15 protein-coding genes are annotated in these 13,940 nt (G+C 25.4%); 6 read left to right on the top strand and 9 right to left on the bottom strand.

Annotation, left to right across the window (positions count from 1 at the left end; all coding sequences use genetic code 11):
* Positions 1-39 precede the first annotated feature (39 nt).
* A complete protein-coding gene (locus QZ321_RS04755; RefSeq protein WP_291745947.1) occupies positions 40-498 on the bottom strand; it encodes a MarR family winged helix-turn-helix transcriptional regulator in 459 nt (152 codons plus the stop codon).
* A gap of 187 nt (positions 499-685) precedes the next feature.
* Complete coding sequence (locus QZ321_RS04760; protein WP_291745943.1) at positions 686-1,810, bottom strand: SEC-C metal-binding domain-containing protein; 1,125 nt, start codon at positions 1,808-1,810, stop codon at positions 686-688.
* A 207-nt stretch (positions 1,811-2,017) separates the two neighbouring features.
* Between QZ321_RS04760 and QZ321_RS04765 the strand changes: the two genes are divergently transcribed.
* Entirely contained in the window at positions 2,018-2,968 is a 951-nt protein-coding gene (locus QZ321_RS04765; RefSeq protein WP_291745941.1) for an alpha/beta hydrolase, read from the top strand.
* A gap of 119 nt (positions 2,969-3,087) precedes the next feature.
* On the opposite strand, the gene QZ321_RS04770 is transcribed toward QZ321_RS04765, so the two are convergent.
* Both QZ321_RS04770 and QZ321_RS04775 read right to left on the bottom strand, forming a co-directional pair.
* Positions 3,088-4,050 (bottom strand): tRNA-dihydrouridine synthase family protein, encoded by a 963-nt coding sequence (locus tag QZ321_RS04770; RefSeq protein ID WP_291745939.1) that lies wholly within the window; start codon positions 4,048-4,050, stop codon positions 3,088-3,090.
* Between the two features lie 209 nt (positions 4,051-4,259).
* Entirely contained in the window at positions 4,260-4,991 is a 732-nt protein-coding gene (locus QZ321_RS04775; protein WP_291745936.1) for a MerR family transcriptional regulator, read from the bottom strand.
* Positions 4,992-5,217: 226 nt separating this feature from the next.
* Between QZ321_RS04775 and QZ321_RS04780 the strand changes: the two genes are divergently transcribed.
* From QZ321_RS04780 to QZ321_RS04795, 4 genes are all read left to right on the top strand, one after another.
* Positions 5,218-6,540 (top strand): DUF4317 domain-containing protein, encoded by a 1,323-nt coding sequence (locus tag QZ321_RS04780; RefSeq protein ID WP_291745934.1) that lies wholly within the window; start codon positions 5,218-5,220, stop codon positions 6,538-6,540.
* Between the two features lie 271 nt (positions 6,541-6,811).
* Positions 6,812-7,465, top strand: a complete 654-nt coding sequence (locus QZ321_RS04785; protein ID WP_291745932.1) for a Crp/Fnr family transcriptional regulator — start codon at positions 6,812-6,814, stop codon at positions 7,463-7,465.
* A 32-nt stretch (positions 7,466-7,497) separates the two neighbouring features.
* Positions 7,498-7,920, top strand: a complete 423-nt coding sequence (locus QZ321_RS04790) for a cytidine deaminase (protein ID WP_291739997.1) — start codon at positions 7,498-7,500, stop codon at positions 7,918-7,920.
* Positions 7,921-7,995: 75 nt separating this feature from the next.
* Entirely contained in the window at positions 7,996-8,400 is a 405-nt protein-coding gene (locus QZ321_RS04795) for a hypothetical protein (RefSeq protein ID WP_291745929.1), read from the top strand.
* Positions 8,401-8,521: 121 nt separating this feature from the next.
* Here the strand turns inward: QZ321_RS04795 and QZ321_RS04800 are convergent, their stop codons facing one another.
* From QZ321_RS04800 to QZ321_RS04810, 3 genes are read right to left on the bottom strand one after another with little or no spacing between them, the layout of a single operon-like run.
* Positions 8,522-9,784 (bottom strand): ATP-binding protein, encoded by a 1,263-nt coding sequence (locus tag QZ321_RS04800; RefSeq protein WP_291745926.1) that lies wholly within the window; start codon positions 9,782-9,784, stop codon positions 8,522-8,524.
* A 7-nt stretch (positions 9,785-9,791) separates the two neighbouring features.
* On the bottom strand, positions 9,792-9,920 hold the full coding sequence (locus QZ321_RS04805) for a hypothetical protein (protein WP_291745922.1): 129 nt from the start codon (positions 9,918-9,920) through the stop codon (positions 9,792-9,794).
* A gap of 1 nt (position 9,921) precedes the next feature.
* Positions 9,922-10,494 (bottom strand): accessory gene regulator B family protein, encoded by a 573-nt coding sequence (locus QZ321_RS04810; RefSeq protein WP_291745918.1) that lies wholly within the window; start codon positions 10,492-10,494, stop codon positions 9,922-9,924.
* Positions 10,495-10,878: 384 nt separating this feature from the next.
* Between QZ321_RS04810 and QZ321_RS04815 the strand changes: the two genes are divergently transcribed.
* A complete protein-coding gene (locus QZ321_RS04815) occupies positions 10,879-11,574 on the top strand; it encodes an N-acetylmuramoyl-L-alanine amidase (RefSeq protein ID WP_291745915.1) in 696 nt (231 codons plus the stop codon).
* Positions 11,575-11,689: 115 nt separating this feature from the next.
* Here the strand turns inward: QZ321_RS04815 and QZ321_RS04820 are convergent, their stop codons facing one another.
* Complete coding sequence (locus QZ321_RS04820; RefSeq protein ID WP_291745912.1) at positions 11,690-12,547, bottom strand: AraC family transcriptional regulator; 858 nt, start codon at positions 12,545-12,547, stop codon at positions 11,690-11,692.
* 111 nt (positions 12,548-12,658) lie between these two features.
* On the bottom strand, positions 12,659-13,909 hold the full coding sequence (locus QZ321_RS04825; RefSeq protein WP_291745909.1) for an NUDIX hydrolase N-terminal domain-containing protein: 1,251 nt from the start codon (positions 13,907-13,909) through the stop codon (positions 12,659-12,661).
* Positions 13,910-13,940 lie beyond the last annotated feature (31 nt).

Consider the following 13,940-nt stretch of genomic DNA (forward strand, 5'->3'; position numbering starts at 1 on the left):
TTCTTAATAATATTAATTATGCTTTACTTTACATATAAATTAACCTAGTAAATTATATTTTTCTTCAAAAAAGTTAGTCATTTTCTTTAATGCTGTTATAAGTATAACCTCTTCATTTTCCGGAAGCTCTTTTATTATACTTTCTATCATATCTTCATGGAATTTTGCATGACAATCAAATGCTCTTTCTCCTCTGTTTGTTAGTTTTATTAAAACTACTCTTCTATCTTCTTCTATTCTTCTTCTTTCAACGTATTCCTTTTTTATTAACCTGTTTATAGCAGTAGTTAAAGTTCCTACTGTTATTTCTAATTGTTTTGCTACTTCTGTCATAGTCATTTCTCTATCTTTTCCAATAGCTTCAATGATATGATTTTCAGTCACAGATAAATCACTAAATTCACCTTGTTTTATTGCAGCTGCTTCAATCTTTAAAATATCATTAAACAGCTTTACTAACAACATATTTAAAACGTCTTCAGACTCTTTGCGCATCATTGGTTTCACTCTCCCAAAAAAAATTAAAAATATAGTATTATTATAAAATATATCAATACATTTTATCCAGTATTATTTAAAATTATTTATCACTTAAAACTTCTAAATTTTCTCACAAAGCTAATATAAAAAGTCTTATTAAATTAAAAAGGAATGTAAAATTTACACCCCTTTTTAAATAATTAATTTATCCACAACATTTTTTGTATTTCTTTCCACTACCACATATACATGGGTCGTTTCTACCTATTTTAACATCATTAACAACTCTAGAATTTTCTTTTTGTATTTCATCTTCTGTAAATCCTTTTAAAGACCATTTTCTAATGCTCTTTGCAAGAACTTCTAATTCATATACAAAAATGTCTTTTTCTTCACCTGATTGTAATTGATACGCTTGTAAGAAGGTATCTATGGCTTCTGATTTTTCTACTTCATTTTTTATAGCAATCATAAAGCCTTCCATCTCTTCTTTTAATATATTTTTATCAATAACAAATAATTCTCCAAGAACTCTTTCTAATTTAGTTCTTTGTTTATTTTCTTCAACAAAATCAACTTTACCAGCTTTTATTAATGATTTTTTATCAAATTTATAGTAATTATTTTTACATTCTTCTTGAAGCTTTAATATTTTTTCTGCATCTTCAACATCTATATTGCAAAGCATGTCTCCATCAATAACATAATCATAACCAAGCTCTTCCCCGTTTGTTATTAATGCTTTTATGTACTCTTCCTCAAGGCTTGTTCCAAATATGTTTTTTACATTAGATATTATAAAGTCAAATTTACAAACACCATAGTAATAAACCATTCCTGAAATAGATTTTATTACTTCTTCGTTTAATCTAGCCCTATCTTTTAATTCTTTATTTAATTGCTCACTAATTATGCTCTTTAATTCTTTTGGCATAACTACAAATGCTTCATCATTTTTTAATCCTGAAAAAGCTAAACCTCTATTTCTTAAATAATTAATGTACATCATATCAGTACATTCATACTTTTTAAGTCCAGTTATTTTAGTTAATTCTTCTATGTATTTTAAAGAATTTTCTTCCATTAACTCTAAAGCAATTTTAGTATTTTCTAAAATTACAGTAACCATTTTTTCAACTGCATCAGCTTTCTTTAATGTTGTAATACCTCTTACTGAATATTTCTTTGCTATTTTAACTAATTCATCTTTAGTCATTTTTTCTAAGAAAGCTTTTAAAGTGCAATCTTCATCTATGTTTTTCCACATTTTTTCAACTACCTTATTATCAGCCTTCGTTATTTCTTCTTGAAGTTTATTTTTACATTCCATTTAATTTATGTCACCCCGTATTATATTTTACAAAAAAAATCGCTTATTTTAATTATATATGTTTTTTCGATATAGTCAAAATTATTTTTTACCAAAAAAAATCGAAGATGCCTATATTAATTTAAAAAAAATTATGATAAAATTATTTTAAAAACAATTTTGACTTTCAAACTATTTTATTAAAAATATATATAAAGGAGATTAAAAATGAAGATTAAGAAAATTTTAGGAATATTTTTAAGTGTTATTATAATTATTTTTGGAATATCTCTAGGCTTTGTAGGAAATTATTTTTATAACTTAGCTTTAAATCCAAATACACCAAAGGATATAGTTTTTGGTACTCCAGAAGAAGCCGAAGCAACAAGCGGACAAGTTTTAGATTCTGATGTTGCATGGTTATTAAATGATTCAAACTATACTGATGAATACATAACTTCTTCTGATAAATTAAAGCTTCACAGCTATAAAGTTACAAATCAAAATAATTCTAATAAATGGGTAATTGCTGTACATGGTTATACAAGTGAAGGAATAAACATGAGCACATATGCTAAGCATTATTATGATAATGGTTATAATGTACTTATTCCAGATTTAAGAGCTCATGGATTAAGTGAAGGTAATTATATCGGAATGGGCTGGGATGATAGATTAGATATTATTTCATGGATAAATTATATATTAAATGAAAATCCTAATGCTGAAATAATACTTCATGGAGTTTCTATGGGAGCTGCTACAGTATTAATGACTTCTGGTGAAGAAATTCCTTCTAATGTAAAGGCAATAGTTGCAGATTGTGGTTATACATCTGTTTGGGATGAATTTGCATATCAATTAGATGATTTATTTTCTCTGCCTGAGTTCCCAATACTTAATGTTTCGTCTATGGTAGCAAAAATAAGAGCTGGTTATTTCTTAGGGGAAGCTTCCTCTTTAGAGCAAGTTAAAAATTCTAAAACTCCAATTTTATATATTCATGGAGATAAAGATGATTTTGTTCCTTATTATATGATGGAAGAACTTTATAAGGCAACAAGCTCTGAAAAAGAGATGTTAACAATCAAAGGTGCAGAACATGCTAAAGCTTCAGAAGTAGACCCTGAAACTTATTGGAATACTGTAAATAACTTTATAAACAAATATATGAATTAATATTAAAATCTAAAAAAATAGCTATATCATAATTAAATTATGATATAGCTATTTTTATTCTATTATTAATAGATAGTTTTTATTTATATGATATATAAACGATTGTTTAATATATCTAATTATTCATTAGTAAAAAGCCCTGCATCTTTTATAATTTCTTGTTCCTCAAATAATCTTGAAACAGCTTCTTTATAATCTTTTGCCTTTTGAGCCTTTTTAATTTTTTTATAATACTTTTTATTATTTGTAAATATATGAGACATATATCCCCAAAGCTCTTTCATTCTATACATTGCATTTTTATCTTCATTTAAAAGAATTGTATAATTTTCAAAAAGTTCATCATGGAAATCCTTTAAGGTTTCTTTTGTTAAGAATTTATTTTCCTTAATTTCACCAATTAACCCTGGATTAGCTAATATCCCTCTTCCAAGCATAACCTTATCTATTTCTTTAAACTTATCTGCTATATCATTATAATTACTAGCAGTAAAAATATCGCCATTATAACATATAGAATGTTTACTTAAAGTTAATGCCTCTTTAAAGATTTTTAAATTAGGTGTATTTCCATAAAAATCTTCTCTTGTTCTAGGGTGAATTATAAGCTCTTCAATAGGATATTTATTATAAATTTCAATAAGCTTATAAAATTCCTCTGGTGAATCTTTTCCTAATCTAGTTTTTACTGATATTTTTATATCACAGGTCTTATATATTTCATCTAAAAATTTATCTAATTCATCTTTAAAGGCAAGAAATCCTGACCCTCTCTTTTTTGAAACAACAGTTCCTGCTGGACATCCTAAATTTAAATTAATTTCACCATATCCTAATTGCTTTAACTTATTTGCAGTTAATATAAATCCTTCTGCATCATTAGTTAATATTTGTGGAACTATATTTAAACCTAAATTATTTTCTGGTAATAAATCTCTAAGTTCCTTAGTTTTAAGACTTAAACTTTGATTAGGTACAATAAAGGGTGTAAAGTATTTATCTATATTATCAAAATATTTTTTGTAAGCATTTCTATATACATGCCATGTAATTCCTTCCATTGGTGCTAAATAATATTTCATTTAACTTGCTCCTCATTTGTAAATATTCTAAAAGATATTATATCAGCCAAACACCCTTTAATCTACCTTAACAATTAATATAATATATTTTGAAGTTAATATTTATCCTGCTACCCTTTAAAACTTATAATTCTAAACTTTATTTTAAACTAATATCTCTCACTCTTTAATTATAACTGTTTTAAACCATTTCTTAATTTTTATAAGCTTTACTTTGAGCAATATACTGCAATTGCCTTTGACATAAAATTTGCAGTTCCCTCCCCAAACCTTTCTATATTGTTTTTAAATCTTTCATCACCTACATACATTAATCCTAAACCACTTAAAATTTCCTTTGTACAATCATAAAAGTTTAATGTTATATAATCTTTTAATTTTTCAACTAAGCTTTGTACAATATCACTATTTACATCTTTATCTCTATTTTCTGCAAATTCTTTTAATATTTCTTCCATTCCCTTATTAATTGTATTCCATGAATTTTCATCATAATTTTTAGTCTTTTCTTCATAGCTTTTATACGCCTTAGTATTACCCCAACGATTTTTAACTTCCTCTGCATATTTTCTTTTATTTTCTTCAATTTTACTATTATCAAATTCTTTAAAGCTCATTTCTTTATCTCCTTTTATACTTTTATTAATTAACTCAATTAATCCATCTATCCTTTTTCTTTTTTCAATTAACAATTTTTTATGATTATTTAATGCCTCAAGCTTATCATAATTAGGATTCAGAATTATTTCCTTTATTTCATTTAATGGAAAATCCAGCTCTCTAAAAAATAATATTTGTTGCAACTTTTCTAAGTCCTCAATAGAATACAATCTATATCCAGCTTCCGTAACATTGCTTGGCTTTAAAAGTCCAATTTCATCATAATAATGAAGCGTTCTTATCGTAACTCCACTTAATTTTGCAAGTTTACTTATCTTCATCTTTAAGCCCCTTTTTGTAAATCTTAGTAGATACTTTAATTTTTTATAGCTATAAATAAATTTTTCCTACTACATATATAACTATAATCTATAACGTAACGTTAAGGTCAACAATATTTTAATAAATTATTTCATTATTGCAGAGGCACTTATAGACCCTTATACTTATATTATTAATATATTTTGTTATATAAAATATATAAAATTTACATTGAAAGGATTATATATGAGAAAAAAAGATATATTAGAATTAAAAAAGCGTTTTAAAAAAGACCATTGTACTTTTACAAAAATGTGTGGTTGTTATGTTAATGGTGAAAAAAATATTTTATTAAAATTTAGAGAAACATTTTTAAATTTAGAAGAAGATGATTATTTTAAATATTTAGAAATTGCAAAGAAAGTTTTATCTGGAACTATTGGAAACAATATTTTAGAGCTTAATTTTGAACTTAACGAAGAACATATAAATGAAAAGCAACTTTCATTTATGAAATTAAAAAATAGTGGATTAAAAGATGATGCCTTAGTTGATGAATTTTTTAATTCAATCATAGAAAACTATGATTATACTGGAAACTTTTTAATACTTATATTCCATGATGCTTATGATGTTATTACTAAAACTAAAGATAATATAAAATTAGATGAATCTGAAGAAGTTTATGAATATATTCTTTGTGCTATATGTCCAGTTGAACTATCTAAAGCAGGACTTAGATATTTTGAACAAGAAAATGAAATTAAATCTCGTGTAAGAGATTGGGTTGTTGAAGCACCAAGCAATGGATTTGTATTCCCAGCCTTTATAAATCGTAGTTCTGATGTTAATTCTGTTATGTATTATACTAAAAATGCTAAAGATACACATCCTGAATTAATGGAAGATGTTTTGGGTTGTCCAGCAAAACAAACTAATACAGAGCAAAAAGAAGTATTTAATGATATTATCCGTGATGCTCTTGGCCCAGATGAAAAAAAATCTGACCATTTCTTTATGGAGATTCAAGAAAGCTTAAATAATAAAATTGAGGAACATAATAGTATTTATGAAGAATCTGAGGTTCCAATAGTTTTAACTAATGATGTTGTTCAAGAAATATTATCTGTAAGTGGTGTTCCTGAAGATGTTACTACTAAAATAGAAAAATCTTATACAGAAAGCTTTGGAGATACCCCTCCTGTTGCAGATATATTAATAGATAATAAAGCTCTTGCAAAAAAAGCCCAGAAGAAAAAAGAAGAAATGCTAGAAAAGCAAGTAAAAATACTTGAAAATAAACTTGAAAGAGTAAGCAAAGCTTCTTTATCAGATTTAGAAGCTAATGAAAATTCCTTAGAATTAGAAAATGAAGCTGCTATAGAAATTGATTCTAATAATATTGATTTAGAAGAAAATACAAATGAAAATTATGATATTGTATTAAAAGTAAAACCTGAAAAGGTACCTCAAATAAAGTCACAAATAATTGATGGGAAAAAATACTTAGTAATTCCTGTAGATGAAAATGAACAAGCTAATGTAAATGGAATCGATAATATAGTATAGTAAAAGCTACATTTATTAAAACAATATTTTATATAACTTAAAAATAAAAATTATAATAATAAAAGAGAGCTTCCTTCTATTTGATTAAGAAGTTTCAATAGTATATAGCTCTCTTTTATCACGATATTAATTATTCTTAATTTATTATATAAATATATTTTTTTCTATATTTATAAAACCTTGGACATTTGTCCTTATTTTTTCTCTTATCTCTTTTTAAAAAAAATTAATATGATATAATTACTTTACTTAACTAATAAGGAGACTTGAAATGAACAATTTACCTTATTTTTTAGATACTTGTCCTGATTATATAAAAAATAAATTTACATATGTTAACTTTAATACTTTTGATAAAATACTTACACAAAATGAAGAGCCTAACTTTGTATATATAATAAAAAAAGGAAAAGTAAAGGTTTATTCACTAGCCCCTACTGGAATTAAATATCTTGAAAGAACTTATTGCGAAAATGATTTGTTTGGCGAATTAGAAGTATTTTCTAATAAGCCTATATTAAATTATGTAGAAGCTTTAGAGGCCTGTGAAGCAATTAAAATTTCAAAAGAATCTTTTTTAGAATGGATTAAATACGATAGTGAATTTTCCTTATATATTCATAGAGAACTTTCCGAAAAAATGTATTATACATCTATTAATAGCAAAGCAAATATTGCTTATAATTTAAAAGACAGAGTGCTTTTCTTTTTATGGAAATTTTTAAATGAACATAATCTAAATTCTGTACATAAAGATATATTAGTGGAAGGTTTAGGATCTAACATTAGAAGTATTAATCGAATTATTAAAGAATTAGAAAATGAAAATATTATTGAATATAATAAAGGATTTGTAAAAGTAAAAGATATAAATAAACTTGTTGATATAAATTTCTCCTCTAATAGTAATACTAAACTTACATAAACATTTTTAAATATAATTTAGGAGGCTTTCTAATGATTGATAAAAAATTATTAATAGAAAAAGCATTTGATGCTCAAAAACATTGTTATACACCTTATTCAAACTTTAATGTAGGAGCTGCATTGCTTTGTGAAAATGGTGAAATTTATCAAGGTTGTAATATAGAAAATGCTGCTTATACACCAACAAACTGTGCAGAAAGAACAGCTTTCTTTAAAGCAATTTCTGAAGGTCAAAAAAACTTTACTGCTATTGCAATTGTAGGAAATAAAGCTGGAATAAAAGCTGGAGAAGGAGATTTTTGTGCTCCTTGTGCTGTGTGCAGACAAGTGATGGCTGAATTTTGTGATTTAAAAACTTTTAAAGTAATAATTGCAAAAAGCACAGAAGAATATTTAGAATATACATTAGATGAGCTTTTACCTTTAGCATTTACAGGTAAAAACTTAAAATAAAAAAATAAATCTTAAACAAACTCATCTTTTATAAATACTATATAGTATAGAATCTAAAGATAGGAGATGAGATACATGTCAAGAAACTGTTGTGATAACAACTCAAATTGTTGTGATAACTTTTGCAACTCTTGTAATAATAGCTATAACAATTATGCCTCACCCTTTGGTGGCCCTTGGTTTTACATGCTAGCAATATTTTTATTATTTGCTGGTGGTGGTCTTGGTCCTAGTAGTTTTTGGGGAGATTATAATAAGATATTTAGCTGTAGTGGATTTAATAACGCTTGGTGCAAAAATAACGGAAATAACAATTTCATCAATAGTAATTTTAATGCCACAAACCTTGGAAATAATAGTTTTGCTAATAATAATCTTTTCAATAGTAATATTGCAGGTCTTCTTGGAGGTCTTTCTAATAAAAATCTTGAAAGTCTTTCTAATAATAACTTTGATATTACTAATCTTACAGATATTTAAATCCATAAGTGGCAAAAAGCTATTAGGAAAATTAACTCCTAATAGCTTTATTATTTAAATTATAATTAAATAAAAAAAAGAACCATGCAAGTATTCCTACACGGCTAAGATAATTTAATATTTAATGTTTTTTAGGTATTTTTAATGTAAATTCAGTAATTTCTGTATTACTTTCAACTGCTACGCTTCCCTTATGTTTTTCTATTATTTCTTTAACAATAGCTAGTCCAAATCCATGATCCTTACAAATATCTTTTTTAGTTGTAAATCCAGCATTAAATATTTTTCCTATTATTTCATCTTCTATTTTAGGTCCATTATTTTGTATTTTAATAACAACATTATCCATATTATAATAAGTTCTAATTGTAATAACTCCCTTTTCATCCATAGCTGTAACAGAGTTTTTAAATATATTCGAAATTACTCTTTGCATTTCCATTTCAGGTATAGATATATCTTCTAAGGAAGCTTGTTCATCAATTATAACATTAATACCCTTATGTTTAGTACTATTTACTATCATTGAAATAAGTGAATCATTATTTGTTATTTCAACTTCTGATACAATACTTTCATGACCATTTATTATAGCTTTTAAAGATTCACCTAACTTTTCATACTTCCCCATAAGGTGCATTCCATAAAGATAGGAAATTTGAGCTCCATAATCATGCTTTACCTTCTTTAATTCATTTATCTTTTCTTCTAATTCTTTATTTAATAAAAGAATTTCTTTTGATTTATTTTCAATATTAGAATAATATAATATTATTCCTATTATAAATAAACTTAATAATAAAAAACTAATACTTTTATACTTAGAATTGCCTAAATCATTAATTATCATTTGATAAGATGATGCAAATTCAATTACTAATGTAATATTTATCATTGAAATTATAGATATTTTTTTACTTCTAATAGTTAAGTAAATTTTATACATAAATTCTTTATTTAATAAAATAAAAGCTTCCATCACAAACTGCGCTATATACATTAATGTAAACCAAACATAATAATATTCCTTTGGAATTATATTATGAAAAATTAATATATATAAAATATTCATAATCAACACATTTAAAACTATAGCTAACATTATTATTGATATTGAAATTATTGCTCCTATAGCATCTTTTTTAAATACAATAATTACGATTAAAATTAAACTTAAATGAGTTAAAATTGATCCTAAACATGAATTTCCAAATAAATGTGTTATTATAATAACTATTAAACTTAAAATTCCAGTTAAAAGCATTTGCTTAAACTTACTAATTTTATTTTTATCATCTAAACAGTAATTAATTATAACTACCATAGTTAAAACTTGGATTATAGTATTAATTACATCTAATACATTGTTTAAACTGACTCCCATAATAAGCCTATCTTGACTTTGTCATAGATTCTGGCATTTCTTCTATTCCAATACCAATCGCCGAGCTTGGATTTACATTAACAAATACTCCAACTAATAATAATAAAAAACTTCCTATAACTTTTTTTAATTTCATTTTATCTTCCTCCATGTACTTTTTTATATTTATTAAATAATAACATTGTTTGTACAACACTTGTCCAAACAATGATTTGTGAAAACCATCTAATATTAAACAGTATAATAGATAATATTAAAAATATTGAACTATTAATAACTCCAATAATTTTATTTTTTATTATTAGTTCTTCTTTTGTTAAAGGCATTTTTTCATTAATAACCGGTGCTTGGTTATATATACAAAAGATACTTATAAAATTTAAAATTATAGAATTTATAATGTTTAAGCTTGTAGTTTTAGATAATATAATTATTAATGTAATAATTATATTCGTTGCTAAAAAGCATCTTACTTGACTATCCTCATGATAACCACCTGTAAAAGGCTTTGTAGTCATCATAAAAATCATTATTAGTATAGATTCTTTAAAATATCCAAAGCATGAAAATAGTATTAAAATAATTATTAGTTTGATTAACTCATACATTAATATTTTTAATATATATACCATTTGCTCTTGTTGGACTTCGCTATAATTGTTGCACTTTGCTAAATCCTTTACAAACAATTTTGCAAACTTATTTATCATATGTACTTTCCTCTAACTAATTTATTTTTTACAAATTTTATTATATCATACTTTTCTAAGATTTAATATATTTTTCGACATAATATTTATTTTTTCAATATAAATTTCAATAATCGATTTTTTGTTATCTTTTTTATTTGGATGATTTATCAATAATATGAAATTCATATTAAAATTATTATTATATATTTTTTACTAAAATAAAAAACACATAATTTAAAATTTTAATATACATCTCCTCTGGACTATACCTGTTAATTTATCTCATTAGGTTATCACACTTATACGTAATATAACATATATTACACTATAAACAATATATTTAATAAATTTAAACCAATAGCAAAGCAAAAACTATAAGAAGAAAATAGGAGGTAAATAAATTTGTATTTCAATCAAGTTAATATCTCTAGTGGTCACAGCATTAACTGTCAAGGTGCTAGTGGCTATGTAAATGAAGTAACGGAAGCAAGAAAAGTTGTTGACAGGGTAGCTGAAATGCTAAAAGCTTGTAATAAGGATGTTTATAAGTATCATGATATTTCATATAATTCAAATCAAAATCTAGCAAATATAGTTAACTTTCATAATAGCTTTAAAGATGGTATTGATGTAAGTGTGCATTTTAATGCAAATAAAACAACAAATGCTCCTATGGGAGTAGAAGTTTGTTACTATGATAGAGCTGATGTAGCTTCTCACGTATCAGCTGCTATTGCACAAGCAGGTGGATTTAAAAATAGAGGTCCTAAAAAAAGAACAGGATTATACTTTTTGAGAAACACAATTAAACCTGCAATCCTTATTGAAGTATGTTTCTATGATAGTAAGGCTGATGTAGACTTATATCATAAAAACTTTGAAGCTATATGTGCTTCTATTGTCAAAGCATTAACTGGTGCTGATTATAAAGCAAACAAACCACAAGTTAAGAATACTGTTAAAGTTAAGAAATCACAAACTACACAAATAAAATACAGAGTAGTTGCTGGTAGTTATGTAAATAGAGAAAATGCAGAAGCAGAAGTTAAAAAATTGAAAGATGCAGGATTTGATTCCTTCATAATTGAAGATGATTAGTTAATTTAATTAAATTTTATAAAGACAACTTTAATTAATAAATTAAAGTTATCATTATAAAATTTTAATATTGCACTATAGTTTAAGTGCCCCCTATTAAACTATAGTACAATATTTATTTTTTCTTTATAGGAATCCAAACTTCAGCATAATAATTTTCATCTAAATTTCCTTTTTCATATTTGCTTGGATCATTATACATTTCTATATTATAACCTGCAGCAATTTCATAATCCTCACAGTTTGGTAACCACTCAGAAAATATTTTTTCACTTACCTTTTGAATAGATTGTGGCATTGCTCCACGACAAGGGAAAATAGCCCATGTAAACTTAGGAATTGTCTTAACAACATATTCATTCATGTATTCTTTTTCTTTAGAATAATCTTCTGCAATAAGATATTCAAATTCACTTCCTGTCATTTTCTCGTCAATATTAATTCCATACATTCCACATATATCTTTTAACTTACCTTGTGAAATATGCTCATTCCAAAACTTAGGTACATCAGTAAAAGCTGAATCATATTTAAACTTTTTATAAGCTCCTATTACCTTAAATTCATCCTTTTCAACAATCTTATAATCCATAATATATCCACCCTCCAACGAAAATTTTATTCTTAAAGGAAGAAATGATTTTATCACTTTTCCTTCTTTACGAACTGCAGATGGTGTAACTCCATGAAATCTAGTAAAAGCCTTAGTAAAGCTATCTGGAGAATCATATCCATATTTTATTGCAATGTCTATTATTTTTTTATTAGTAACTAAAACTTCACTGCCGGCAAGTGTAAGTTTTCTTCTTCTAATATATTCACCTAAGGAATATCCACATAACATTGCAAATCCTTTTTGAAAATAAAAATGTGAAATATTTACTTTATCTGCAATGTCCTTTACAGATAAATCTTCTGTAATATTTTCTTCAATATAATCAATAGCTCTTCTAATACTTTCAATCCACTCCATATTTTTTTATCCTCCCTGTCAATTCGTTAATACAATCTTATCATTCCTTTAAATTAACATCCCGACTTTTTGAGTTTTCTTTTGTCCTATAAACATATATTTCCTATAGAGTTAATCAAATAAAGCTTCCCATTTTTCTGTATAATTTGAAGCAAAACACATTTTTATTTGATCTACTGTATTCTTTTCCAAAGCTAAATTAGGAAGATTATCTATAGAAAAATATTTACAATCTATAGTTTCTATATTCTCCTTAAAATTCCCACCTTTACTTTCACAAAGTACAAATACTTTGCATACTCCATAAGCATAAACTGGATAATTATGCTTATTTCTGTCCTGCACTGCAATAATTTTTATAGGAATAACATTTAATCCCGCTTCTTCTTTAACTTCTTTTATAGTGTTACTATATACAGATTCATTTACATCTACCCAGCCACCTGGTAATGACCATCTTCCATCTACTTCTTTTACTAATAAAATTTTATCATCACTAAAAATAGCTGCTCTTGTATCCATTTTAGGAGTTTGAAATCCTGTTTCATTACAAAAAATATCATTTATTTTTTCAATACTATAATCTGTATAATTGCTTAATATTTCAGCCGACAATTCTCTTATTCTTTGAAATCTTTCTCTATCAAAGCTGTCCTTAGAATATTCTAAACCAACTTGCCCTATAAATTGAAGCTCCATAGCCCAGCTTAACCACTTAGGAAAATCTACTTTGTTATTATTTGAAAATAAAACAGCTAACAAATCAGTAGGTTTATTTAAGTAATAATTAGCTTTTATAGATTTATCATTTGCCCCCCAAACAGCTAATGCAAAGTCAACTTGAGAAGAATAAGCACAATTCATATCATATTGAGTGTCACCTATATAAATAACTTCATGTTTTTCAACCTTTGCTAATTCCATATATTTAATAAGTGGATCTGGAAATGGTTTACGTCTTTTAGTATCATCAGCACAAACTACAATATCGAAATAAGTATTGATTTCAAAACAACTAAAATCATTAATAAACTCTTCTTTTGTTTTAGAGGTAACAATTCCCAATTTATAACCTGCTGATTTAAGTGCCTTTAATACTAAATCTATATCTTTAAAAACATTTATTTTATCTTTAAACTCTTTCATATTTGCATTCCAAAGCTTTAATGTTAAGGAAATATTATCAACACCTAATTTCTCTAATGTACTTTCTCCCGGAATACCTAAAGCAAATCTTAAATTATAAATATCTATTCTTTTATTTAGCGTTTTTTCTAATGTCTTTTGTAATGAATGTAAAATGGCATACTCTGTATCTATTAAAGTTCCATCTATATCAAAAACAATATGCTTATATTTCATAAAATCACCTATCCTATAATCACAATACTAA

Source organism: uncultured Clostridium sp., assembly GCF_910588715.1.
In the GTDB taxonomy this organism is placed as follows: Bacteria; Bacillota; Clostridia; order Clostridiales; family Clostridiaceae; genus Clostridium.

What these genes read in the sequence shown, in the direction of transcription:
- QZ321_RS04755 (WP_291745947.1), bottom strand. Translation starts at nt 498, where the DNA reads ATGATGCGCAAAGAGTCTGAAGACGTTTTAAATATGTTGTTAGTAAAG.
- QZ321_RS04760 (WP_291745943.1), bottom strand. Translation starts at nt 1,810, where the DNA reads ATGGAATGTAAAAATAAACTTCAAGAAGAAATAACGAAGGCTGATAAT.
- QZ321_RS04765 (WP_291745941.1), top strand. Translation starts at nt 2,018, where the DNA reads ATGAAGATTAAGAAAATTTTAGGAATATTTTTAAGTGTTATTATAATT.
- QZ321_RS04770 (WP_291745939.1), bottom strand. Translation starts at nt 4,050, where the DNA reads ATGAAATATTATTTAGCACCAATGGAAGGAATTACATGGCATGTATAT.
- QZ321_RS04775 (WP_291745936.1), bottom strand. Translation starts at nt 4,991, where the DNA reads ATGAAGATAAGTAAACTTGCAAAATTAAGTGGAGTTACGATAAGAACG.
- QZ321_RS04780 (WP_291745934.1), top strand. Translation starts at nt 5,218, where the DNA reads ATGAGAAAAAAAGATATATTAGAATTAAAAAAGCGTTTTAAAAAAGAC.
- QZ321_RS04785 (WP_291745932.1), top strand. Translation starts at nt 6,812, where the DNA reads ATGAACAATTTACCTTATTTTTTAGATACTTGTCCTGATTATATAAAA.
- QZ321_RS04790 (WP_291739997.1), top strand. Translation starts at nt 7,498, where the DNA reads ATGATTGATAAAAAATTATTAATAGAAAAAGCATTTGATGCTCAAAAA.
- QZ321_RS04795 (WP_291745929.1), top strand. Translation starts at nt 7,996, where the DNA reads ATGTCAAGAAACTGTTGTGATAACAACTCAAATTGTTGTGATAACTTT.
- QZ321_RS04800 (WP_291745926.1), bottom strand. Translation starts at nt 9,784, where the DNA reads ATGGGAGTCAGTTTAAACAATGTATTAGATGTAATTAATACTATAATC.
- QZ321_RS04805 (WP_291745922.1), bottom strand. Translation starts at nt 9,920, where the DNA reads ATGAAATTAAAAAAAGTTATAGGAAGTTTTTTATTATTATTAGTTGGA.
- QZ321_RS04810 (WP_291745918.1), bottom strand. Translation starts at nt 10,494, where the DNA reads ATGATAAATAAGTTTGCAAAATTGTTTGTAAAGGATTTAGCAAAGTGC.
- QZ321_RS04820 (WP_291745912.1), bottom strand. Translation starts at nt 12,547, where the DNA reads ATGGAGTGGATTGAAAGTATTAGAAGAGCTATTGATTATATTGAAGAA.
- QZ321_RS04825 (WP_291745909.1), bottom strand. Translation starts at nt 13,909, where the DNA reads ATGAAATATAAGCATATTGTTTTTGATATAGATGGAACTTTAATAGAT.